This is a genomic window from Pseudomonas sp. PVC-3-1 (assembly GCF_057444315.1).
On sequence record NZ_CM172023.1, the window covers coordinates 6,474,364 to 6,497,046 of the forward strand.

The 22,683-nt window shown below is 62.6% G+C and carries 22 protein-coding genes; 10 read left to right on the forward strand and 12 right to left on the reverse strand.

All coding sequences use genetic code 11. The annotated features are described in order from the left end of the window. Positions 1 to 8: 8 nt before the first annotated feature. The gene (locus AC2T4A_RS29815) at positions 9 to 1,346 is read left to right on the forward strand and encodes a sigma-54-dependent transcriptional regulator (RefSeq protein WP_416745773.1); all 1,338 of its coding nucleotides are present in this window, start codon (positions 9 to 11) and stop codon (positions 1,344 to 1,346) included. Between the two features lie 13 nt (positions 1,347 to 1,359). On the opposite strand, the gene thiO is transcribed toward AC2T4A_RS29815, so the two are convergent. Beyond that, positions 1,360 to 2,469, reverse strand: coding sequence for a glycine oxidase ThiO (gene thiO, locus AC2T4A_RS29820; RefSeq protein WP_486742459.1), 1,110 nt, complete (start codon positions 2,467 to 2,469; stop codon positions 1,360 to 1,362). 194 nt (positions 2,470 to 2,663) lie between these two features. On the opposite strand from thiO, the gene AC2T4A_RS29825 reads away from it, so the two are divergent. The 8 genes from AC2T4A_RS29825 to AC2T4A_RS29860 all read left to right on the forward strand — a co-directional run bounded on the left by AC2T4A_RS29825 (position 2,664) and on the right by AC2T4A_RS29860 (position 10,645). Continuing rightward, positions 2,664 to 3,176 (forward strand): GspH/FimT family protein, encoded by a 513-nt coding sequence (locus AC2T4A_RS29825; protein ID WP_486742460.1) that lies wholly within the window; start codon positions 2,664 to 2,666, stop codon positions 3,174 to 3,176. Positions 3,177 to 3,326: 150 nt separating this feature from the next. Further along, complete coding sequence (locus AC2T4A_RS29830; RefSeq protein WP_416745779.1) at positions 3,327 to 3,848, forward strand: GspH/FimT family pseudopilin; 522 nt, start codon at positions 3,327 to 3,329, stop codon at positions 3,846 to 3,848. An 11-nt stretch (positions 3,849 to 3,859) separates the two neighbouring features. Further along, a complete protein-coding gene (pilV, locus tag AC2T4A_RS29835; protein ID WP_416745781.1) occupies positions 3,860 to 4,429 on the forward strand; it encodes a type IV pilus modification protein PilV in 570 nt (189 codons plus the stop codon). After that, positions 4,426 to 5,211 carry a PilW family protein gene (locus tag AC2T4A_RS29840; RefSeq protein WP_416745783.1) on the forward strand — a complete coding sequence of 262 codons (786 nt, stop codon included), beginning with the start codon at positions 4,426 to 4,428 and terminating at the stop codon, positions 5,209 to 5,211. Before pilV ends, AC2T4A_RS29840 begins: the two co-directional genes overlap by 4 nt. Positions 5,212 to 5,218: 7 nt before the next feature. Beyond that, positions 5,219 to 5,704: a pilus assembly PilX family protein gene (locus tag AC2T4A_RS29845; RefSeq protein ID WP_416745785.1), complete on the forward strand. Its 486-nt coding sequence runs from the start codon at positions 5,219 to 5,221 to the stop codon at positions 5,702 to 5,704. A gap of 8 nt (positions 5,705 to 5,712) precedes the next feature. Then, the gene (locus tag AC2T4A_RS29850) at positions 5,713 to 6,060 is read left to right on the forward strand and encodes a hypothetical protein (RefSeq protein ID WP_416745787.1); all 348 of its coding nucleotides are present in this window, start codon (positions 5,713 to 5,715) and stop codon (positions 6,058 to 6,060) included. Continuing rightward, positions 6,060 to 10,208: a pilus assembly protein gene (locus tag AC2T4A_RS29855; RefSeq protein ID WP_486742461.1), complete on the forward strand. Its 4,149-nt coding sequence runs from the start codon at positions 6,060 to 6,062 to the stop codon at positions 10,206 to 10,208. Before AC2T4A_RS29850 ends, AC2T4A_RS29855 begins: the two co-directional genes overlap by 1 nt. Beyond that, positions 10,208 to 10,645 (forward strand): type IV pilin protein, encoded by a 438-nt coding sequence (locus AC2T4A_RS29860; RefSeq protein ID WP_416745791.1) that lies wholly within the window; start codon positions 10,208 to 10,210, stop codon positions 10,643 to 10,645. The genes AC2T4A_RS29855 and AC2T4A_RS29860 overlap by 1 nt, the downstream gene beginning before the upstream one ends. 56 nt (positions 10,646 to 10,701) lie before the next feature. Here AC2T4A_RS29860 and ispH read toward each other — a convergent pair whose 3' ends face one another. From ispH to murJ, 6 genes are all read right to left on the reverse strand, one after another. Continuing rightward, positions 10,702 to 11,646, reverse strand: a complete 945-nt coding sequence (ispH, locus tag AC2T4A_RS29865; RefSeq protein WP_486742463.1) for a 4-hydroxy-3-methylbut-2-enyl diphosphate reductase — start codon at positions 11,644 to 11,646, stop codon at positions 10,702 to 10,704. Between the two features lie 97 nt (positions 11,647 to 11,743). Then, complete coding sequence (fkpB, locus tag AC2T4A_RS29870; RefSeq protein WP_416745795.1) at positions 11,744 to 12,181, reverse strand: FKBP-type peptidyl-prolyl cis-trans isomerase; 438 nt, start codon at positions 12,179 to 12,181, stop codon at positions 11,744 to 11,746. Beyond that, positions 12,174 to 12,683: a signal peptidase II gene (gene lspA / locus AC2T4A_RS29875; RefSeq protein ID WP_088421667.1), complete on the reverse strand. Its 510-nt coding sequence runs from the start codon at positions 12,681 to 12,683 to the stop codon at positions 12,174 to 12,176. Before lspA ends, fkpB begins: the two co-directional genes overlap by 8 nt. Continuing rightward, positions 12,676 to 15,510 carry an isoleucine--tRNA ligase gene (gene ileS, locus AC2T4A_RS29880; protein WP_486742464.1) on the reverse strand — a complete coding sequence of 945 codons (2,835 nt, stop codon included), beginning with the start codon at positions 15,508 to 15,510 and terminating at the stop codon, positions 12,676 to 12,678. Before ileS ends, lspA begins: the two co-directional genes overlap by 8 nt. 21 nt (positions 15,511 to 15,531) lie before the next feature. Then, on the reverse strand, positions 15,532 to 16,470 hold the full coding sequence (gene ribF, locus AC2T4A_RS29885) for a bifunctional riboflavin kinase/FAD synthetase (RefSeq protein ID WP_416745800.1): 939 nt from the start codon (positions 16,468 to 16,470) through the stop codon (positions 15,532 to 15,534). A gap of 106 nt (positions 16,471 to 16,576) precedes the next feature. After that, positions 16,577 to 18,115, reverse strand: coding sequence for a murein biosynthesis integral membrane protein MurJ (gene murJ / locus AC2T4A_RS29890; protein WP_486742465.1), 1,539 nt, complete (start codon positions 18,113 to 18,115; stop codon positions 16,577 to 16,579). A gap of 252 nt (positions 18,116 to 18,367) precedes the next feature. Between murJ and rpsT the strand changes: the two genes are divergently transcribed. Further along, on the forward strand, positions 18,368 to 18,637 hold the full coding sequence (gene rpsT, locus AC2T4A_RS29895; RefSeq protein WP_009617555.1) for a 30S ribosomal protein S20: 270 nt from the start codon (positions 18,368 to 18,370) through the stop codon (positions 18,635 to 18,637). 214 nt (positions 18,638 to 18,851) lie between these two features. On the opposite strand, the gene AC2T4A_RS29900 is transcribed toward rpsT, so the two are convergent. The 5 genes from AC2T4A_RS29900 to rplU form a co-directional block, all read right to left on the reverse strand. After that, positions 18,852 to 19,307 (reverse strand): CreA family protein, encoded by a 456-nt coding sequence (locus tag AC2T4A_RS29900; protein ID WP_478377378.1) that lies wholly within the window; start codon positions 19,305 to 19,307, stop codon positions 18,852 to 18,854. A 10-nt stretch (positions 19,308 to 19,317) separates the two neighbouring features. Further along, positions 19,318 to 20,436 carry a glutamate 5-kinase gene (proB, locus tag AC2T4A_RS29905; RefSeq protein ID WP_416745807.1) on the reverse strand — a complete coding sequence of 373 codons (1,119 nt, stop codon included), beginning with the start codon at positions 20,434 to 20,436 and terminating at the stop codon, positions 19,318 to 19,320. 61 nt (positions 20,437 to 20,497) lie between these two features. Next, entirely contained in the window at positions 20,498 to 21,718 is a 1,221-nt protein-coding gene (gene cgtA / locus AC2T4A_RS29910; RefSeq protein ID WP_416745809.1) for an Obg family GTPase CgtA, read from the reverse strand. Positions 21,719 to 21,877: 159 nt separating this feature from the next. Further along, on the reverse strand, positions 21,878 to 22,135 hold the full coding sequence (gene rpmA / locus AC2T4A_RS29915) for a 50S ribosomal protein L27 (RefSeq protein ID WP_017521622.1): 258 nt from the start codon (positions 22,133 to 22,135) through the stop codon (positions 21,878 to 21,880). A gap of 23 nt (positions 22,136 to 22,158) precedes the next feature. Then, positions 22,159 to 22,470, reverse strand: coding sequence for a 50S ribosomal protein L21 (gene rplU, locus AC2T4A_RS29920; RefSeq protein ID WP_015475683.1), 312 nt, complete (start codon positions 22,468 to 22,470; stop codon positions 22,159 to 22,161). Between the last annotated feature and the right edge of the window lie 213 nt (positions 22,471 to 22,683).

Genomic DNA, 22,683 nt, shown 5'->3' on the forward strand with positions numbered 1-22,683 from the left:
AAAACACCATGAGCCGTCAAAAAGCCCTGATCGTCGACGACGAACCCGACATCCGCGAGCTGCTGGAGATCACCCTCGGCCGCATGAAGCTGGATACCCGCAGCGCCCGCAACGTCAAGGAAGCCCGCGACTTCCTGGCTCGCGAGCCCTTCGATTTCTGTCTCACCGACATGCGCCTGCCCGATGGCACTGGCCTGGACCTGGTGCAGTACATCCAGCAACGCCATCCGCAGATGCCGGTGGCGATGATCACCGCCTTCGGCAGCCTGGACACCGCAGTGCAGGCACTCAAGGCCGGCGCCTTCGACTTCCTGACCAAGCCGGTGGACCTCGCCCGCTTGCGCGAACTGGTGAACTCCGCGCTGCGCCTGCGCTCACCGGACGCCGAGGAAGCGCCGGTGGACAACCGCCTGCTCGGCGACTCGCCCCCCATGCGCACCCTGCGCAACCAGGTGGCCAAGCTCGCCCGCAGCCAGGCGCCGGTGTACATCAGCGGCGAGTCCGGCAGCGGCAAGGAGCTGGTCGCCCGGCTGATCCACGAACAGGGCCCGCGTGAGGTCCAGACCTTCGTGCCGGTCAACTGCGGCGCCATCCCTTCCGAGCTCATGGAAAGCGAATTCTTCGGCCATAAGAAAGGCAGCTTCACCGGCGCTGTGGAAGACAAGCTCGGCCTCTTCCAGGCAGCCAACGGCGGCACCCTATTCCTCGACGAGGTCGCCGACCTGCCGCTGCCGATGCAGGTCAAGCTGCTGCGCGTCATCCAGGAAAAGGCCGTGCGCGCTGTGGGTGGCCAGCAGGAAGTCGCAGTGGACGTGCGCATCCTCTGCGCGACCCACAAGGACCTGGCCGCCGAAGTAGCCGCCGGCCGCTTCCGCCAGGACCTCTATTACCGTCTGAACGTCATCGAGTTGCGAGTGCCGCCGTTGCGCGAGCGCCGCGAGGACATTCCGCTGCTGACCGACCGCGTGCTCAAGCGCCTGGCCGGCGACAGCGGGCTGGTGGCCGCCTCGGTCAGCGCCGATGCCCTGGAAAAGCTCAAGAGCTACCGCTTCCCAGGCAACGTGCGGGAGCTGGAGAACATGCTGGAGCGCGCCTACACGCTGTGCGAGGACGATGTCATTCAGCCCCACGACCTGCGCCTCGCCGAGAGCAGCGCCCCGGACAATGGCGGCGAAGCCAGCCTTGCGCAGATCGACAACCTCGAGGACTACCTCGAGGACATCGAGCGCAAACTGATCATGCAAGCACTGGAAGAAACGCGCTGGAACCGCACCGCAGCAGCACAGCGCCTGGGCCTGACCTTCCGCTCCATGCGCTACCGCCTGAAGAAACTGGGGATCGACTGATCCCCGGACGTACTCAGACGATGGGCGTTGCGACCAGACGCCCAGCCGGCGCGTAGGGCGCCGCCTCAATGATTGGCTGACGCTTCTGCATCAGGTCCGCCAGCAACTGGCAGGACGCCGGCGCCAGAACCAGTCCATTGCGGTAATGCCCGGTGTTCAGCCACAGACCGCGATGGCCGGGCACCTCGCCGATGAATGGAATCCCCTGCGGCGAGCCCGGACGCAGCCCCGCCCAATGGTTCACCGGCTCCATCTCCGCCAGCGCGGGAATCAGCTCCTGCGCCGAGGCGCGCAGGCTGTTCAGAGCTTCGTCCGACGGCGTCTTGTCGAAGCCCGCATGCTCCAGCGTGCTGCCTATCAGGATGTGCCCATCGCGGCGAGGAATCGCGTAACGACCTTTCGCCAGCACCATGCTGGAGAGAAAATCCGCAGCGCAACGGTACAGGATCATCTGCCCCTTCACCGGCTCCACCGGCAACTCCAGCCCCAGCTTCGCCAGCAGTTGACCACTCCAGGCACCGGCCGCCAACACCACCGAATCAGCGGTGATATCGCCTTCGTTTGTGCACACGCCCGTCACGGACTCTCCATCGCGCAAGAAGCCGGTTACCTCAACCTGCTCCCGCACGCTGACATTCGGCAGCCGCACCAGCGCCTCGCGCAGCGACTTTGCCAGCCGCGGGTTGCGCACGTTGGCCACGCCGGACATGTACACCGCGCGTTCGAAGCCCTGCCCCAACACCGGAACGGCCTCATGCACGGCGCCAATCTCCACTTCCGAAAGCGGGCGGCCATGAGCCTTGGCCCAAGCCATTGCCTCGGCCTGATCATCCAGATCGAGCCAGTAGAGACCGGTGACATGTACTTCCGGATCAAGCCCGGTATCGGCGAGCAGGCGATCACCCAGTTGCGGATAGAAGTCCTGCGACCAGTGGGCCAGGTTGGCGACCGCCGCACTGTAGCGCCACGGATAGAGCGGCGAGACGATGCCGCCACCGGCCCAGGACGCTTCACGCCCGGTCTCGCCACGCTCCAGCAGCACCACCTCGGCGCCTGCCTGCCCCAGCGTCCAGGCAGTCAGCATGCCAACCACCCCTCCGCCCACCACGATCATGTCCGGCATACCACGCCCCACATCACAGGAAAATCAACGGCCCATCGCCGGTCGCACACTATACCGGGCGTGCGCCACTGACGGAGCACGACAGAAGTCGGTGCGGCATCGGACCGCTCCTACATCATCCATCCAACTCGACGACAAGCGCCCTCCCCACCGCCGCCAATACTTTCCGTACCTCAACTGCTCGGAAGCGAACCATGGCCAGGGAACGGGGCTTCACTCTTGTCGAACTGCTGCTTACCCTTGCGCTGCTCGCCATCGCATTGTCCCTCGCAGCTCCGTCCTTCAGCGAAATGCTGCGCAACCAGCGAACGAGCACCGCAACCCAGGAGCTGCGCAACGCCCTGGACTTCGCCCGAGAGTCAGCCGCGCATAGCGGGCAGCCGATCAGCATTGCGGCGGCCAACGCAGACTGGGCCTCCGGCTGGGAGGTTTTCGTCGACACCGACAATCGCGGCGTCCGCGCCCCACAACAACCATCGCTCGCAGCCCACGGCCCTATGGGTGACATCAGCATCCGCACCGACAGCCTCTCGCGCCGGTACATCCACTTCACCCCACGCGGCAATGCCATCCAACCCAACGGCGCCTTCCTCTCAGGCACGCTGACGCTCTGCGGCGCGGGTCGCACGAGTTTTCGCGTCGTGTTCAACAAGGCCGGGCGGATTCGCACCGAAGCTGGCAATACCGAAGACTTCTGCCCTCGCTGACCGACTTCGCACAGCTTGCGCGACAGGGTTCACAGAACCCCGGAAGGCATGACCGAACGTCCCCCTAATACGAACGGTCATCCATAGAAAACAGACATTTCCCACACGACTAGGCAGCATTGCCCTCGATAAAACGAGAGGACTGCGCTGATGTTGCGCTCCAAGGAAATGACCGGGTTCACCCTGGTGGAGTTGATGGTTACACTTGCCGTGCTGGCAATCCTGATCTCCATCGCTGCTCCATCCATGGGCGACTTCGTGACTCGACAACGAATAGCCAGCCAGGCTTCCGACTTGGCCAGCACGTTGGCGACTGCCCGAGCCGAGGCCGCCAAGCAAAACACCAATATGGTCGTGATTCCGGCGGCCAGTGGCTCCAATGGCTGGGTCAGTGGCTGGTGCTTTGGCCCTGCGACCATCGCCAACTGCCAGGATGCTGCCGCGATCCAGCACTACGACGCCATGAGTGGTGTCGAGGTATCCAGTGACTACCAGCTCAGCGCCAACAAGCTGACCTTCCGCCGCGACGGTAGTCTGCTGAGCGGTCTCAGCGCCCGGCCATTCAAGATAAACGCGCCATCCTCATCGTCCGTGACGGAGGGGCGCTGCATCGACATCAATGCCGTGGGACGCGCCACCGTGCGTACCGTGGCGCGTGCCACTTCGTGCTGAGGGGAACAACCATGATGCGTACTCCCCAACGAGGCATCACCTTGATCGAGGTGCTGGTCACTCTGCTGGTGTTCACCGTCGGACTCCTTGGAGTCGCAGCCCTTCAACTGAATGCGCTGAAGGGTATCGCCGACAGCAACCAACGCTCACAAGCAACCTGGGTGATGCAGGAGCTTGCCGAGCGTATGAGAGCCAATAGCGTTGGTGGGGAAAGTGGCTATACGACGGCGCCAAACTGCTCGACCTTGCCCACGAACTGGTGCGCCGACCATTACAACCCCGTGTCCGGCGCCAAGGTCAATGCGACCACCTGCACCAGCGACCAGATGGCGGCCTTCGATCGTTGGGAAGCCCAATGCTCCTATGCAGCCAGCGCCACCTACGCAGCGAATGCAACGGCCGCAGCGGGGCGATACACCAGCACGGATTTTCTCACGGCGCCAGCGCAAGGCTCATCCATGACAGTCAGTGCCAACAACCATCTGCTGACCGTTACAAGTCGATGGACCAGCAAGGGTGACGAAGCCAAGCAACAGAGCTCGGAGTCGGTACTGAGCGCCACCCTGGGGGTCCGCCGATGATTTCCCGTAACCGCCGCCAGGCAGGTCTGACCCTGGTCGAGTTGATGATCGCGATGACCCTCAGCCTGGTTCTCATGCTGGGCGTCATCCAGGTCTTCCTGTCCGTCCGACAAACCTACAGCGCTAACGATGCAACCTCGCGCATGCAGGAAAGCGGGCGCTTTGCCTTGACCTTCATTTCCAGCAGCGTGCGCCTGGGAGGCTACCTGGAGCCGGGCTCGATTGCTGCCAAGCCCATGGCCATCCAAGGTCCAAACTGTGCAGGCCCGGATGACTCTCCCTGCAGCAGCAATGGTGCTGGCAATGCCTCCGATAGCATTGCCGTGGCGTTCCAGGTTCCGCCGGACAGCTCCGACAGCAACAAGCGACGCGACTGCGCAGGAACGGAGATCACGACCGCCAACGCAGGCAAGGTTGTGGTGAACGTCTTCCGAGTCAGCGATGGCAACCTGACGTGCAGCTCGTACTTCCTTGGTGAGACATCCTGGCTCAGCCAGAACCAGGCACTGGTGCCAGGCATCGATGCCATGCAGGTGCTCTACGGTGTCAGCACCGACGGCAATGCAGAGGGCGTCACCCGCTACGTGTCGGCCAACAGAGTTTCGAAGTGGGCGGATGTGCGGGCAGTTCGTGTCGCGGTGCTGGCCAATTCGCAGACGACGGTGTCGCCGCGGCCACCACAACGTGGCTTCTACCTGCTGGACGCCGCTGCGCTGACGCCGAACGACGGGCTCGCACGCCAGATTTTCAGCACCACCATCGGTCTTAAGAACACTTACTGAGGCTCGCATGCGGAACGCCCTTTCACTTCGAAACCAACAAGGCGCCGGCCTCATTGTCGCCCTGGTCTTCCTGGCCGTACTCACCATTGCCGGCATCACTGCCGCGCGCCTGACCAACATGGAAGAGCGCATGGCCGGCAACGCACAGTTCAGGGGATTGACCTACCAGAACGCCCAGAGCGAAATCCGTTCGCAGATGGCGGCATACAACGCCAATCTGCTCGGGCGCAAGCCCTTGCTGGATGCAGCCAACCAGGGCGCGGATCCCATTACCAATTTTCCTGATCGCCGCCGCGCCTTGGCTGTGGACGCCGTCCTGAGCAACGCGAATATCGCTACCAACACCATTCGCTTCATGAACAAGGGAATCTGCGAAGGCGCCAGCGCCGGCAAGTTCGAATGCTCTACCTATGAGATCAACTCGGTCTCCCGTTTGGACAACGGCGCATCGTCCAACCAGATCCAAGGCATCTACTTCATCAATTCGAAATAGGCCCTCGTATGAGACGCATCCTCCTGTTCGCTCTTGCGATTTGCGCCAACGCCTTTAGCGTCGCGGCCCATTCAGAAGACGAAGAAAAAACCGGGTACATCGAAGATACCCAGATGATCATCAACGCGAGCTCCGGCCCCAACGGGGCGGCTGGTGTAATTCTCGCCCTGCCTTGCGCCGAGTGCCCCAGCCGCCGCTTCACTTATAACCACGACACGGTCTTCGTGCTCGGCGGCGCTCCGGTGGAGTTCAGCGAGCTGGGAGGAAAAATCGACTGGAGCGGCATGATCATGTTTCCGATAGCCGACCCCACCCGTGCGTCCAAGGTTTTCCTGCGTAAACCGGAGTCCCCGTGATGAAACTCAAGCGCAATCTTCTTCTCGGGCTCTCTGCCTTCGCCTATGTCTCGGGTGGCCTGCAAACCGCAATGGCCGATGATACCGAGATCTATGTCACCCGCGACCTTCCGGCGGACCAGCGTATCCGCCCGAACCTGATGTTCCTTATCGACACCTCCGGCTCCATGCTCAGTTCGGTACCGGGCACCAACTGCAAGACGCTGAACTACAACGGCACCAACACCGTGCCGGAGAACTGGTGCACCAACACGAACAGGACCAAAGGCACCAAGACCCGTATTCAGGTGGTCAAGGAAGTAGTCAATTCGCTGGTGGACGAGCTGGCCGCCAGCAATGACGTGAACATCGGCCTGGCGCGTTTCGACTCCTCGAGTAACGGTGGCTTCGTCAACATCCCCATGCAGCGCGCTGGCGACGTATCCGCGGCCTTCAAGACTGCGCTGAGCACCTACTTCGCCGACGGGGGGACGCCCCTGCTGGAGTCTTACTACGAGACCTATCTGTACATGTCGGGGGGCACTCCGAGCTGGGGTCTCAATTCCAAGGGCTATATAGAGAACAAACTCGACTCCAAACTGGTCAGCCCCTGGAAGAGCGACAGCGGGTCCTTGACGGGCAGCAAGTACAAGTCGCCGATCCAGTATTCCTGCCAGAAGAGCAACATCATCGTCCTGACCGATGGCCTGCCCAGCAACGACGTCGGGTCCAACAGCACCGTCCAGAGTCTCGTCTCGTCGGTCAATCAGACTTACAAATCGTGCAATCGAAACTACCCGACCGACGATAACGGTTCGACTTCCGGCTGCTGGATGCCCGGCCTCGCCGAGTACATGGCGAACCAGGACGTGAGTTCGAGCCAGACCGGCAAGCAGACGGTCAACACCTATACTATCGGCTTCGGCAACATCAGTGACACGCGCCTGCTGGAGGACACCGCGAGCCTGGGCGGCGGGCGCTTCTTCACCACTAGCAATACGTCGGAACTGGCTGAAGCGCTGCGCTCGATCGCCGTGGATATCCTGGCCGAGAACACCACTTTCGCCACCCCCAGCGTTTCCGTCAGTGCGTATAACAACCTCGGCTATCGCAATGACCTCTACTACGCTCTGTTCCGCCCCGCCGCGGGGGCTCGCTGGTTCGGCAACATCAAGAAGTACAAGCTGGGCAAAGACAGCACCGGCAACTCCATCGTGATGGATAGCGCTGGACGGAACGCCGTAGATCTCTCGACGGGCTTCTTCAGCGGGACTTCACAGAGCTACTGGAGCACCGTCACCGATGGCAAGGATGTGAAGCTGGGCGGCGCGGCGGGTCGACTGACCAACCCGAGCAGCCGAAACATCTACACCTATGTGGGCGACGAGCGCGCTCCCGGCCTCACCGGCTCCGTGGCGCTGAGCGCACTGTCCACCAGCAACACCGGGATTACCAAACCCCTGCTCGGCCTGGCAGCCGGCGCCAGCGACCAGTCGCGCCTCGACACCATCAACTGGGGCGTCGGCATCAACCCCAGCGACGGCTCGGCCCGCCTTGCCATCGCCGATATCCTGCACAACGAGCCGCGTCTGGTGGCCTATGTGACGGACGAAAACCTGCAGCGAGTGGTCAACTCCCAGACCACACCGCCGACGGCTACGTCGACCGAGCGTCTGGTGCTGTTCTACGGTACCAACGAAGGTTTCATCAACGCCGTCGATCCCGCCACCGGTACCGAGATTTTCTCCTTCATACCCAAGGAACTGCTGCCCAACCTCAACTTCTACCTGAACGATCCGAAGGGGACAGCCAACAAGCGCTACGGAATGGACGGGCAGATGGAGATGAGCGTGACCTATGGCGCGCTTAGCTCCAACCAGGCTCGCACTGTTACCCAGGCAACGCTCTATGCCGGCATGCGCCGCGGCGGACGCAACTACTACGCCCTTGACGTATCCCCCTCCAGCACCAGCGGCCCGGTCAGCATCACCCCCAAACTGAAATGGGTGATCAAGGGCGGAACCAGCACCGGTTTCGAGAAACTGGGGCAGACCTGGTCGACGCCCAAGCAGGCGAAAGTGAAATTCAACGGCAGCAACAGGAACGTACTGTTCTTCACGGGGGGCTACGACACCAACCAGGATACCGAGTCGCCTAACACGCCCACCAACGACACCGTCGGCAACGCACTCTACATGGTGGATGCAGATACCGGCGCGCTGCTCTGGCATGCGGGCGTGACGTCCGAAACTTCCGCCAACCTGAAGATTGCCACTCTGACCAACAGCATCCCGGCTGACCCGACGCTGGTGGACATCACCGGCGATGGGCTGATCGATAGCATCTTCATGGCGGATACACGCGGCCAGGTCTTCCGTATCGACCTCAACTCCGGCAACGCCGGCGCGAGTAACTTCGCCACCGGCGGCCGAATCGCCGCGCTGGGCGGCGCCACGGCAGCGGAGAACCGCCGCTTCTACAATGCGCCTGACGTGTCCCTTATTCGCGAACGTGGTGGCAAGACCTACTTCACCATCGCTCTGGGCAGCGGATACCGCGAACACCCTCTCAACGAAGATACTGTCGATCGGTTCTACGTGCTTCGCGACAACAACGTGTATTCCGGACCGTCCAGCTACACCACGCTGACGGAGTCAAGCCTGGTCGATGTAACCAGCGTCAACCTCACCAGCCAGCAGGCTCAGGAGATCAAGCAGAACATCGACACGAAACTCGGGCAGATCGCACAGCTGAATCAGGCGACCAGCAGCGCGGATACCAATTTCGACAGCTACAAGAGCAGCATCGGCTACACCCAGAAATACAACCAGTTTACCCAGGCCAACAGCGACGCAACCCAACGCCAGGCGCAGATCGATGCGATCTACAAGGAGAACCCGTTCCTGGACGAGCACGCGCCTGAGACGTCGCAGCAAAGCACGTTGCAGAATCAGTTGCTGACACTGCAGACGTCCCTGAAACAGCTGTTTGCCTTTGACACCGGCTCGGCTCAAGCTCTGGGACAGCAGATGGCTGGCGTCATGATCGTACAGAAGACGCTGGAGAACTCCGCAACCTCCATTACTGCCAAGGAGCAAGCCGTCCTCGATGCCAAGGCAAGTGGCGCCTCCGATGCGACTATCACCGCCCTGCAGACCGACCTGGACCAGTCCCGTACTGCATATCAGGCGTCTACCGCTTATACCCAGCGGAACTCACTCAACGGGGTCGATCTGAGCGCTGCAATCAACAGCCTCAATCAAGCTATCGGCGCCAAAGACGTCGCTGCGGCGAACTCCGCCGTTCAAGCCATCGCCGCGCAACTGGGCCTGACGGACGTACCGAGCAGCGTGGACGTCACCACTCTCAATGAATTGCCAGTGGCCAAGACGGCCTCGGACCTTCAGGCCAAGGCCAGCAGCCAGAATGGCTTACTGCAACTGGCCACCGATCTGGAAACGCAAAGGGTCGGTCTGGTCAGCCAGGCTTCCACCTTGCAGGCTGAGCTCCAGGCTCTATCCAATACGCCGTATGACTCCTCCAGCAACCTGCTGACCTCCGCCGAACTGCAGGACGCGAGAGCCCAGGACAGCACTCCGCCACTGAGCGCTTTCGAGGCCTATGACTACCTGCGCAACAAGGCGCGCAGTACCGCACTGGCACGCATTCCTGTACTGCGTGGCGAAATCAACGCGCTGTACCAGCAACTGACACCCGGCGATAGCTACACCGTCAACTCGGATCTGCTGAATGCCAGTAGTGGTTGGTTCGTGCGCTTCCCACAGGGCGAAAAAGTATTGGCTACTTCGATCAGCTACCAGGGAGCGGTGCTGTTCACCACCTTCAGCCCCAATGGCCAGACCGTCACTACCTGTGGCCCGGATGTGGGGCGCGGCCGCATGTACGCCATGAGCCTGGTGGACGCTTCCGCCGTCTACACCAAGACGGTCAGCGGTTCCGAAACACCCAGCCGCTCGTTCGATCTGATCCGCGGCGGCATTCCGCCGACCCCTGCCGTCATTCTCGGCGACGACAAGACGACCATATTGGTAGGCTCGGAAAAACCCTCGGGAGACGGTAACGGCGGCGACCTGAAATGCACCTTCACCAGCTCCGGCCTGTGCAAGACGAACAACGCCGTAAGCGGTACCTACTGGAGAGAGAATTGATGCGTCAAAAGGGATTTACGCTGATTGAAGCGATGATTGTCGTCGCGATCATCGGCATCATTGCCGCCATCGCCTACCCCAGCTATGAGCAGTATGTGCTGCGCTCAGGACGAGCCGACGGGAAAGCCAAGCTGATGGAAATGCTCCAGGCCCAGGAGCGCTTCTTCTCGCAGAACCAGACCTACACCGCAACGCTGGGCACAGCGAGTGGAGGATTGGGATATACGGCTGACGCCAATGGCGCCGTCGCGAGCGAGTCCCGCAAGTACAACGTCACGGCGGCAGCCTGCAATGGAAAGACCATTGCAAGCTGCGTGAACCTGACCGCGACCCCGACCGGGGCGCAAGCCAATGATAGCCAGTGCGGCACGCTCACCCTGGACAGCACCGGCATCAAGACGAAAAGCGGCAGCGCAGCGCTGTCAGACTGCTGGTAAAGCAAAAAGGGCCGACATTGTCGGCCCTTTTTTTCAGCACATGCATCAACGCGAAATCAGATCGCCTTCACCCGAAGTTCCTTGGGCATCGAGAAAGTAATATTCTCCTCGCGCCCATCCAGTTCCACCTCAGGCTCAGCCCCCCAGTCGCGCAGTTGCTGAATTACACCACGCACCAGCACCTCCGGAGCCGAAGCGCCAGCAGTGATACCGATGCGCTGCACGCCATCGAACCACTCTTTCTGCATATCTTCGGCGCCGTCGATCAGGTAGCCGGGGGTGCCCATGCGCTCGGCCAGCTCGCGCAGGCGATTGGAGTTGGAGCTGTTCGGGCTGCCGACCACCAGCACCAGGTCGCACTGGTCGGCCAGTTCTTTCACCGCGTCCTGGCGGTTCTGGGTGGCGTAGCAGATGTCGTTCTTGCGCGGGCCCTGGATGTGCGGGAATTTTTCGCGCAGGGCGTCGATCACCTTGGAGGTGTCGTCCATCGACAGGGTGGTCTGGGTGACGAAGTGCAGCGCTTCAGGATTGCGCACTTCCAGCGCGGTTACGTCGTCCTCGTCCTCCACCAGGTAGATGGCGCCGCCGTTGGAGGCGTCGTACTGGCCCATGGTGCCTTCCACTTCCGGGTGACCCTCGTGGCCGATCAGGATGCATTCATGGCCGTCGCGGCTGTAGCGCACGACTTCCATATGCACCTTGGTCACCAGCGGGCAGGTCGCGTCGAAGACCTTCAGGCCGCGGTTTTCGGCTTCATTGCGCACCGCCTGGGAAACGCCGTGGGCGCTGAAGATGACGATGGTGTCGTCCGGCACCTGGTCGAGTTCTTCGACGAACACGGCGCCACGGTTGCGCAGGTTCTCCACCACGAACTTGTTGTGTACCACTTCATGGCGCACGTAGATCGGCGGGCCGAATACGTCGAGGGCGCGGTTGACGATCTCGATCGCCCGGTCGACGCCGGCGCAGAAGCCGCGGGGATTGGCGAGTTTGATTTGCATGGTGGCCTCGGGTGCTACGCAAGCCGGCCCACGAGGGGCCGGTAGGAATACTTCGCCTCAAGTGCAACGGCCCGCCAGTGGCGAGCCGCGCAGCCAGTCAGGCTGGTTGAACGTCGATGATATCGACTTCGAACGACAGGGTCTTACCGGCCAGCGGATGATTGAAGTCGATGGTGACGTGCTGCTCATCGAACTCTTTCACGACGCCCGGCAGCTCGGTCTTGGCGGCGTCGTTGAAGATCACCAGCAGGCCCTCGGCCAGCTCCATGTCCTGGAACTGGTCGCGCGGCATGACCTGCACGTTGGCCGGGTTCGGCTGGCCGAAGCCATTCTCCGGCTCGATGGTCAGGGTGCGCTTGTCGCCGGCCTTGAGGCCGAACAGCGCCTGCTCGAAGCCCGGCAGCAGGTTGCCGTCGCCGACCTTGAAGGTGGCCGGCTGCTTGTCGAAGGTGCTGTCGACGACGTTGCCGTCTTCCAGTTTCAGGGCGAAATGCAGGGTGACTTGGGAATCACCACCAATACGGACATCAACCATTGGCGGTCTCTCCGGAATTCTTCGATTTGAACATGTCCAGCGCCAGCATGATGGCACCGACGGTAATAGCGCTGTCGGCCAGGTTGAAAGCCGGGAAGCGCCACTGGTCCTGCCAGTGCACGAGGATGAAGTCCACCACGTGCCCCAGGACCATGCGGTCGTACAGGTTGCCCAACGCACCGCCCAGCACCAGGGCCAGGGCGATGGCCAGCCAGGTCTCGCCGCGCTTGAGGCGCTTGAGCCAGACTACCAGCACGATGCTGACCACGATGGCGATCAGGGCGAACAGCCAGCGCTGCCAGCCGGAGCTGTCGGCGAGGAAGCTGAACGCCGCGCCGGTGTTGTAGGCCAGGGTCCAGCTGAACAGATCGGGGATAACCACGATCTGCTGGTACATGCTCAGCTCAGCCTGGAAGAAGGCCTTGGTGACCTGATCCAGGACGAACACGACCACGGTGATCCACAGCCAGGGCAAACGGCCGAAACGATCGGCGTTAGGCATAGTGACGCACCTCGCCCGCACCTTCGATGTTCTCGACGCAGCGGCCACACAGTTCCGGGTGCGCGGCATTGCTGCCGACGTCGGCGCGGAAGTGCCAGCAACGGCCGCACTTGGCGTGGGACGACTTCACGACCTGCAGCTTCAGGCCCGGCAGTTCACTCTCAACCGCATCGGCGGGCGCTGCGGACAGCGGCGCGACGGTGGCGGCGGAGGTGATGAGCACGAAACGCAGTTCGTTGCCCAGCTTCTCCAGGCGCTTGGCCAGGGAGTCTTCGGCGTAGAGAGTGATCTCGGCCTGCAGGTTGCCGCCGATGGTCTTGGCGCTGCGCAGGTTTTCCAGCTCCTTGTTCACGGCGGCCTTGGCAGCCATGACTTCGTCCCAGTAGGCGCGGTCGAGCTCGGCGTCTGCCGGCAGCTCGGTCAGGCCGTCGTACCAGGTGGTCAACATCACCGACTCGGCGCGCTCGCCCGGCATGAAGCTCCAGATCTCTTCGGCGGTGAACGCCATGATCGGGGCGATCCAGCGCACCAGGGCCTCGGCGATGTGGAACAGCGCGGTCTGGCAGGAACGGCGGGCGACGCTGTTGGCCTGGGTGGTGTACTGGCGGTCCTTGATGATGTCCAGGTAGAAGCCGCCCAGCTCCTGCACGCAGAAGTTGTGCACCTTGGAGTAGACGTTCCAGAAGCGGTAGTCGCGGTAGGCCTCTTCCAGCTCGCGCTGCAGTTGCAGGGCGCGGTCGATGGCCCAGCGGTCCAGGGCCAGCAGTTGGTCGTTGGGCAGCAAGTCCTTGGCCGGGTCGAAGCCGGACAGGTTGGACAGCAGGAAGCGCGTGGTATTGCGGATACGACGGTAGGCATCGGCGCTGCGCTGGAGGATCTGCTGGGAAACGGCGATCTCACCGGAGTAGTCGGTGGACGCGACCCACAGGCGCAGGATGTCGGCGCCCATGCTGTCGATCACGGTCTGCGGCACCACGGTGTTGCCCAGCGACTTGGACATCTTTCGGCCGGACTCGTCCACGGTGAAACCGTGGGTCAGCAGTTGGCGATACGGCGCGTGGCCGTCGATGGCGCAGCCGGTCAGCAGCGAGGAATGGAACCAGCCGCGGTGCTGGTCGGAGCCTTCCAGGTAGAGGTCGGCAGCCGGACCGCTGGCATGGCCCAGTTCAGCGTGGGAACCACGCAGCACGTGCCAGTGGGTGGTGCCGGAGTCGAACCAGACGTCCAGGGTGTCGTTGATCTTGTCGTACTGCGCGGCTTCATCGCCCAGCAGTTCGGCGGCGTCGAGCTTGAACCAGGCCTCGATGCCTTCCTTCTCGACGCGCAGGGCGACTTCTTCCATCAGCTCGACGGTGCGCGGGTGCAGCTCGCCGGTGGCCTTGTGCAGGAAGAACGGAATCGGCACGCCCCAATTGCGCTGACGCGAGATGCACCAGTCCGGACGGCCGGCGATCATGCCGTGCAGGCGCGCCTGGCCCCAGTTGGGCACGAACTCGGTCTGGGTGATGGCCTCCAGCGCGCGCTCACGCAGGGTGGCGCCCGTCTGCGGCTGCTTGTCCATGCCGACGAACCACTGCGCGGTTGCGCGGTAGATCAGCGGGGTCTTGTGGCGCCAGCAGTGCATGTAGCTGTGGCTGATGCTGGCGTGCTTGAGCAGCGCGCCGACTTCATCGAGCTTGGCGACGATGGCCGGGTTGGCCTTCCAGATGAACTGGCCGCCGAAGAACGGCAGGTCGGCCACGTAGACGCCATTGCTCTGCACGGGGCTGAGGATGTCATCGTTGACCATGCCGTACTGCTTGCAGGTACGGAAGTCGTCCTCGCCGTAGGCCGGGGCGGAGTGAACCACGCCGGTGCCGGCGCCCAGCTCGACGTACTCGGCCAGGTAGACCGGCGAGAGGCGCTCGTAGAACGGATGGCGGAAGCGGATCAGGTCCAGCGCTTCACCTTGTGCCGTGGCGATGACCTTGCCTTCCAGGCCGTAGCGTTGCAGGCAGGACTCGACCAGCTCCTCGGCCAGCACCAGCAGGCGCTCGCCGGTGTCGACCAGCGCATAGGTGAATTCGGGGTGGACGTTCAGCGCCTGGTTGGCCGGGATGGTCCAGGGGGTGGTGGTCCAGATGACGATGGCGGCCGGCTTGGGCAGGTTGGCCAGGCCAAAGGCGGCGGCCAGCTTGTCGGCATCTTCGATGGGGAAGGCGACGTCGATGGCGTCGGACTTCTTGTCGGCGTACTCGACTTCCGCCTCGGCCAGGGCCGAACCGCAGTCAAAGCACCAGTTCACCGGCTTCAGGCCCTTGAACACGAAGCCCTGCTTGACCATCTCGGCGAGGGCGCGAATTTCGCCGGCCTCGTTGGAGAAATTCATGGTCTTGTAGGGATTGTCCCAGTCGCCCAGCACACCCAGTCGGATGAAGTCGGCCTTCTGCCCTTCGATCTGCTCGGCAGCGTACTCGCGGCACAGCTCGCGGGTCTTGTCCGCCGGCAGGTTCTTGCCGTGGGTGGTTTCGACCTTGTGCTCGATCGGCAGGCCATGGCAGTCCCAGCCCGGCACGTAGGGAGCGTCGTAGCCGGCCAGGGTCTTGGAGCGGACGATGATGTCCTTGAGGATCTTGTTGACCGCGTGACCGATGTGGATGCTGCCGTTGGCGTAGGGCGGGCCATCGTGCAGGATGAATTTCGGGCGACCTTCGCCAATCTTCCGCAGCTTCTGGTACAGGCCAATGTCGTTCCAGAGCTTCAGGGTCTGCGGCTCGCGCTGCGGCAGGCCGGCTTTCATCGGGAAGTCGGTTTCGGGAAGGTTCAGAGTGGCTTTGTAATCGGTCATCTCAGGGCCTGTTCAGGATCTTCAATCAAGCGGTTGGCCCAGCCAGTAGGCTCGGGCGGCGGCGATGTCGGCGAGGATGGCCGCCTTGAGTGCCTCGAGCGAGGCGAAACGCTGCTCATCACGCAGCTTCTGGTGGAACGTGATATCCAGGTGCTGGCCGTACAGATCGCCGGCAAAGTCCAGCAGATGCACTTCCAGGTGGGGCCGGCCGTCTCCATTCACAGACGGCCGGGTGCCGATGTTGGCAACCCCGTTCCGGCGCAGGCCAGCCACCATCGTGCTGACCAGGTAAACGCCGTTGAGCGGCGCCTTGCGGCGCTTGAGCTGGATGTTCGCAGTGGGCGAGCCCAGGGTGCGACCCAGCTTCTGCCCGTGCAGCACGCGGCCGCTCAGGCGATACGGGCGACCCAGCAGACGCTCGACCATATGCAGGTCGCCATCGGCGAGGTCCTTGCGGATACGCGAACTGCTCACGCGCATGCCGTCGACTTCCACGGTGGTCGCGGCTTCGACGGTGAAGCCCTGCTCCGCGCTGGCGTTGACCAGGAAGGCGAAGTCACCGGAACGGTCGCAACCGAAGCGGAAATCATCGCCCACTTCCAGATGGCGGACCCGCAGGCCCTCCACCAGCACCTGGCGCACGAACTCAGCAGCCGACAGCTCGCGCAGACGGCGGTTGAAGGCCAGGCAGAGGACGAAATCGACACCGTACTGGCGCAGCAGCTCAAGCTTCTCGCGCAGGCGGCTCAGGCGTACCGGCGCGGCGTCAGGCGCAAAATACTCGCGCGGCTGCGGCTCGAAGATCACCACGCAGCTGGGCACGCCCAGCTCCAGCGAACGCTCGCGCAGACGCCCCAGGATCGCCTGGTGGCCAAGATGGACGCCGTCGAAGTTACCGATGGTGGCGACACAGCCCCCGGACAGGGGCCGCAGGTTGTGAAGGCCTCGAAGCAGCTGCATAGCGCGCGTATTGCTCAGAAAGTGGTCGATTATACCCGCACCCGCCGCGGCGCGACAGGCAAAATGCCGTCGCCGCAAACGGATGCAATGCTTTACCCGGTGAAGGCTACAGCACCGCGCGACGGGAGAAGTCCCGCAGGCGGAAGCCAAGGAGCGCCAGCATACCGAAATAGGCAACGATACCCGCCGCCACCAGGGCCCCCAGGCGCACCAGGCGAATCGGCATGCCGCCCTGATCCCAGGCTGGCATGAAGTGCATCATGCCGATCAACACGGCGCACATCACCAGTACAGATACGACTAATTTGGCGATGAACTTGCCCCAGCCCGGCTGCGGATCGAACAACTGGTGCTTGCGCAGCTGCCAATAGAGCAGGCCGGCGTTCAGGCAGGCCGCCAGGCTGATCGCCAGCGCCAGGCCCGCGTGCTTGAGCGGACCGATGAACACCAGGTTCATGAGTTGGGTGGAAACCAGGGTGAACAGCGCGATCTTCACCGGCGTCTTGATGTTCTGCCGCGCATAGAAGCCCGGCGCCAGCACCTTCACCAGGATGATGCCAAGCAGGCCGACCGCATAGGCGACCAGTGCGTGCTGGGTCATCAAGGCGTCGTGGGCATCGAACTTGCCGTATTGGAACAGCGCGACGGTCAGTGGCTCGGCGATCACCGCCAGGGCCAGGGAGCATGGCAGCACCAGCAGGAAGCACAGGCGCAGCCCCCAGTCCAGCAGGCGCGAGTACTCGTGGCGATCGTCGCTGGCATAGGTCTTGGCCAGCGACGGCAGCAAAATGGTGCCCAGCGCCACGCCGAGCACGCCGGAAGGCAGCTCCATCAGGCGGTCCGCGTAGTACATCCAGGACACCGAGCCGGCGACCAGGAAGGAAGCGAAGATGGTGTTGATGATCAGCGAAATCTGGCTGACCGAAACACCGAGAATCGCCGGGCCCATCTGCTTGAGCACACGCCAGACGCCGGAATCGCGCAGGTTGATGCGCGGCAGCACCAGCATGCCGATCTTCTTCAGGTGCGGCAGTTGGTAGAGCAACTGTGCCAGGCCGCCGGCCAGCACCGCCCAACCCAGCGCCATGATCGGCGGGTCGAAGTACGGGGTCAGGAACAGCGCGAAGAGAATCATGCTGACGTTCAGCAGGGTCGGCACGAAGGCCGGCACCGAGAAGCGGTTCCAGGTATTGAGGATCGCCCCCGCCAGCGAGGCCAGCGAGATCAGCAGGATATAAGGGAAGGTCACCCGCAGCAGGGAGCTGGTGAGCTCGAACTTCTCCGGCGAATCGACGAAGCCGGGCGCCGTTACCCAGATCACCCCGGGCGCGGCGAGCATGCCCAGCGCGGTGACCAGCGCCAGGATCAGGGTCAACAAGCCGGACACATAGGCAATGAAGGTGCGGGTCGCCTCCTCGCCCTGCTGGGTCTTGTACTCGGCCAGGATCGGCACGAAAGCCTGGGAGAACGCGCCCTCGGCGAAGATGCGGCGCAGCAGGTTGGGCAGTTTGAAGGCGACGAAGAAGGCGTCGGTGGCCATGCCAGCGCCGAACATGCGCGCGACGATGGTGTCGCGCACGAAGCCGAGCACCCGCGAGATCATGGTCATCGAGCTGACCGCGGCCAGCGACTTGAGTAGGTTCATAGCGTCCAGAACTGGTAGAATGGCCGACCCTGCAGGGCGCGGCACTGGCCTGGGCGAAAGCCCGGCCGCCAGGCGAAGCGCAGCAGTGTAGGGCCGCGGGGCGAATAAATCACCCCATCCGCCGGACAGCGTGCGCCCGTCGCACCACTCGTCGGAGGCCGCGCATACCCTTGACAAGGCCCTGATGCAACGGCATTATTCGCGGCCTTAATTTATTCGCAACATCCCAAGTTTTTTTCGAGGAGCTCGACGGTGGCCAACACACCTTCCGCCAAAAAACGCGCCAAACAGGCTGAGAAGCGTCGCAGCCACAACGCCAGCCTGCGTTCCATGGTTCGTACCTACATCAAGAACGTAGTCAAAGCAGTCGACGCCAAGGACCTGCCGAAGGCCCAGGCCGCTCTGGTTGCTGCCGTACCGGTCATCGACCGCATGGCCGACAAAGGCATCATCCACAAGAACAAGGCCGCTCGCCACAAGAGCCGCCTGAACGCCCACGTGAAGGCCCTGGCCACCGCGTAAGCGTTCCGTTCTTGAAAAACCGGCCCCAGGGCCGGTTTTTTATTGCCTGCGATTTCTCCGGAAACAGCCGCAGGGCGCACAACGCACCAGCGCTATCCGTCAAAAACCAGCGAATCACCTGCCCCAGGTTATTCACCCTGCAGAAAGCCCCCTTATCCACAGGCACACCTTTCTGCGGACAAAAAGAAAGGGCGGTCGCCCGCCCTTCTCTTTCTTACTTTTCAGGCCACGGCATGATCGGAATCGCCGTCACCGCATTCTGCGGACTGCCTTCGATCACCCGGTCGCTGTAGACCAGATAAACCAGCGCGTTGCGCTTCTTGTCGAAGAAACGCACCACCTGCATGGTCTTGAACACCAGCGACGTGCGCTGCTGGAACACCACCTCGCCATCCTTAAGCTCACCCGAGAAGCGGATCGGCCCGACCTGACGACAGGAGATCGACGCCTCGGCGCGATCCTCCGCCAACCCCAGACCGCCCTTCACGCCACCAGTCTTTGCGCGGGACAGGTAGCAGCTGACGCCCTCCACCTTCGGATCGTCAAAAGCCTCGACGACAATCTTGTCGTTCGGCCCGACCCACTTGAAGACGGTGGACACTTCGCCAATCACATCAGCCCGCGCCAGCGCCGGCAGCAGCATCAACGCAGCGATCAATCCCTTGCGCATGGAGAAGTCCTCAGACAAGTACCAGGTTGTCGCGGTGCACCAACTCCGGACCATCGACATAGCCCAGCAGGCTTTCGATGGCATCGGTCGGCTGACCGATGATCTTCTGCGCCTCGAGCGCACTGTAGTTGGCCAGCCCACGGGCAATTTCGCGCCCCTGCTGATCCACGCAAACGATCATCTCGCCGCGCCGGAAGCTGCCCTGCACGGCCTTCACACCAACCGGCAGCAGACTCTTGTGGTCCTGGGCGACCGCCTTGACGGCGCCATCGTCCAGCACCAGCGTGCCGCGCATCTGCAAATGCCCAGCCAGCCACTGCTTGCGCGCCGCCTTGCGGCTCTGCTCAGGGGTCAGCAGCGTACCGAGACGCTCACCGACACGCAGGCGATCCAGCACGCGCTCGATACGACCACCGACAATGACGGTATGCGCACCAGAACGCGCCGCCAGACGAGCCGCGCGCAGCTTGGTCTGCATACCGCCACGCCCCAGCGCACCACCCGTGCCGCCAGCCACGGCATCCAGCGCCGCATCATCGGCACGGGCCTCGAAGATCAACTGGGCGTCGGGATTGTTGCGCGGATCGGCATCGAACATGCCGTCGCGATCGGTAAGGATCACCAGCAGGTCAGCCTCGACCAGGTTGGCCACCAGCGCCGCCAGGGTGTCGTTGTCACCGAAGCGGATCTCGTCGGTGACAACGGTGTCGTTCTCGTTGATGACCGGGATCACACCGAGATCAACCAGCGTGCGCAGGGTATTGCGCCCATTCAGATAGCGCTTGCGGTCAGACAGGTCGTCATGGGTCAGCAACACCTGCGCGGTCTGCAGGCCATGCACGCCGAAGCTGGACTCCCAGGCCTGCACCAGGCCCATCTGCCCCACCGCGGCAGCCGCCTGCAGCTCATGCATGTCACTAGGTCGGGAAACCCAACCCAGGCGACTCATGCCCGCCGCGACGGCGCCCGAGGACACCAGCACCAGCTCGACGCCCGCGCAATGCAGCGCGACCATCTGCTCAACCCAAACCGCCATGGCGTCGCGATCCAGACCGCGACCATCGGCGGTCAGCAACGCACTGCCAATCTTGACTACCCAGCGCTTGGCGCCAGTGACCTTCTCACGCATACCCTCAACCTTAGAAGTCAGGCTTCACACGTTTCATCCGGACCGGCGGGCGCCGCTCCGATCAAGGCACGTAGAAGATTTCCGGCCCGTCGCCGTCGTCTTCGTCGTCCTCGAAATCATCATCATCCACATCATCGACATTCTTCAGACCGGAGCGGCGCAGTGCACGGGCATCATCCAGGGCCTGCAGACGGGCACGAGCCTCGTCTTCGATACGCTGATCCAGGGTCGCCAGGGCTTCGCCATAGGCCGGCTCCTCCTCGATGCGCAGAGTGCGCTCGTCGAGGTACTTCATGATGTCCTGGCTCAGCTTCTCGGTGCCTTCGCGCTCCAGCGCAGAGATCACATAGACCGGGCCTTCCCAACCCAGGCGCTCGACCACGGCCTGCTTGCGACGCTCCTGCTCCTCGGGCTCGAGGATCTGGTCCATCTTGTTCAGCACCAACCAGCGGTCACGCTCGGTCAGCGCCGGGCTGAACTTCTCCAGCTCGTGGACGATGGTTTCCGCGGCATCGGCCGGATCACTCTCATCCAGCGGCGCCATGTCGACGATATGCAGCAGCAGGCGGGTACGCGCCAAATGCTTGAGGAAGCGGATACCCAGGCCGGCGCCTTCGGCAGCACCTTCGATCAGGCCGGGAATGTCGGCGACCACGAAGCTCTTGAAGCGACCGACGCTGACCACGCCCAGGTTCGGCACCAGGGTGGTAAAGGGATAATCGGCAACCTTCGGCTTGGCGGCAGACACCGCACGAATGAAGGTGCTCTTGCCGGCGTTCGGCAGACCGAGCAGACCGACATCCGCCAGCACCTTCAACTCCAGCTTGAGGTCACGCGCATCACCCGGCTTGCCCGGAGTGGTCTGGCGCGGCGCGCGGTTGGTACTGGACTTGAAGCGGGTATTACCCAAGCCGTGCCAGCCGCCCTGGGCAACCATGATGCGCTGGCCCGCAGCGGTCAGGTCACCAATGATTTCCTGGGTATTGGCATCAATGATGGTGGTACCGACCGGCACGGGCAGGACGAGATCGTCACCCTTGGCGCCGGTGCAGTCCTTGCTGCCACCGTTCTCGCCGCGCTGGGCGTCGAAACGACGGGTGTAGCGGTAGTCCACCAGGGTATTCAGGTTCTCGTCGGCCTCGAGATACACCGAGCCGCCGTCACCACCGTCACCGCCGTTGGGACCGCCTTTCTCGATGAACTTCTCGCGGCGGAAGCTCATGAGACCGTTGCCGCCGTCACCGGCTTTCACGTGGATGGATACTTCGTCGACGAATTTCATTGCGAACGCCTCCCGCAGAGCCTGCGGGTTGAAAATAAGAAAAGGAGCATAGGATACAGCCAAGTCCGCGCAAACGCCCGAACCGACAGCACCTCGCCTGGAAACGCCAGAAACAAAAAAGCCCCGTCGCGAGACAGGGCTTTTTCAGTGAGAGCTCGCTTAGGCAGCGACGACGCTTACATAGCGACGGCCAAAGGCGCCTTTCACTTCGAACTTGATCACGCCGTCGACTTTAGCGAACAGGGTGTGATCCTTGCCCATGCCAACGCCGTAGCCAGCGTGGAACTGGGTACCGCGCTGACGCACGATGATGTTGCCTGCTTTGACAGCCTGGCTACCGAACAGCTTCACGCCAAGGCGTTTGCTTTCTGAGTCGCGGCCGTTGCGGGTACTACCGCCAGCTTTTTTGTGTGCCATGAGTCAATTCTCCTGAAGAGGAATTAGGCCTGGATGCCGGTGATTTTGATTTCAGTGAACCACTGGCGGTGGCCCTGACGCTTCATGTGGTGCTTGCGGCGGCGGAACTTGATGATGCGCACTTTGTCGTGACGACCGTGGGAAACCACTTCTGCGGTCACTTTCGCGCCTTCTACCACCGGCAGGCCGATCTTGACGTCGTCGCCATTGGCAACCAGCAGGATACGATCCAGGTTGATCGCTTCGCCGGTGGCAACGTCGAGTTTCTCGACCTTGAGGAATTCGCCTTCGGTGACTTTGTATTGCTTGCCACCAGTAACAATTACTGCGTACATCTGGATGTCTCCGTTAGACCTGCTCACCCGACGCTTTATAGAAAGAGGAATCGGTCGGCATGGCTGCATGGGGCCGGAAAGGACGCCCGTGCAATTGCGTAAGGCAGGATATGCCAGGGAAGTTCGGGGCCGCGATTGTACGCAAACCCCCAGTGCGGATCAAGCCCCATGGGGCCTCGCCTTGACAGGCCTTCCCCCCGGCACCTAGCATGC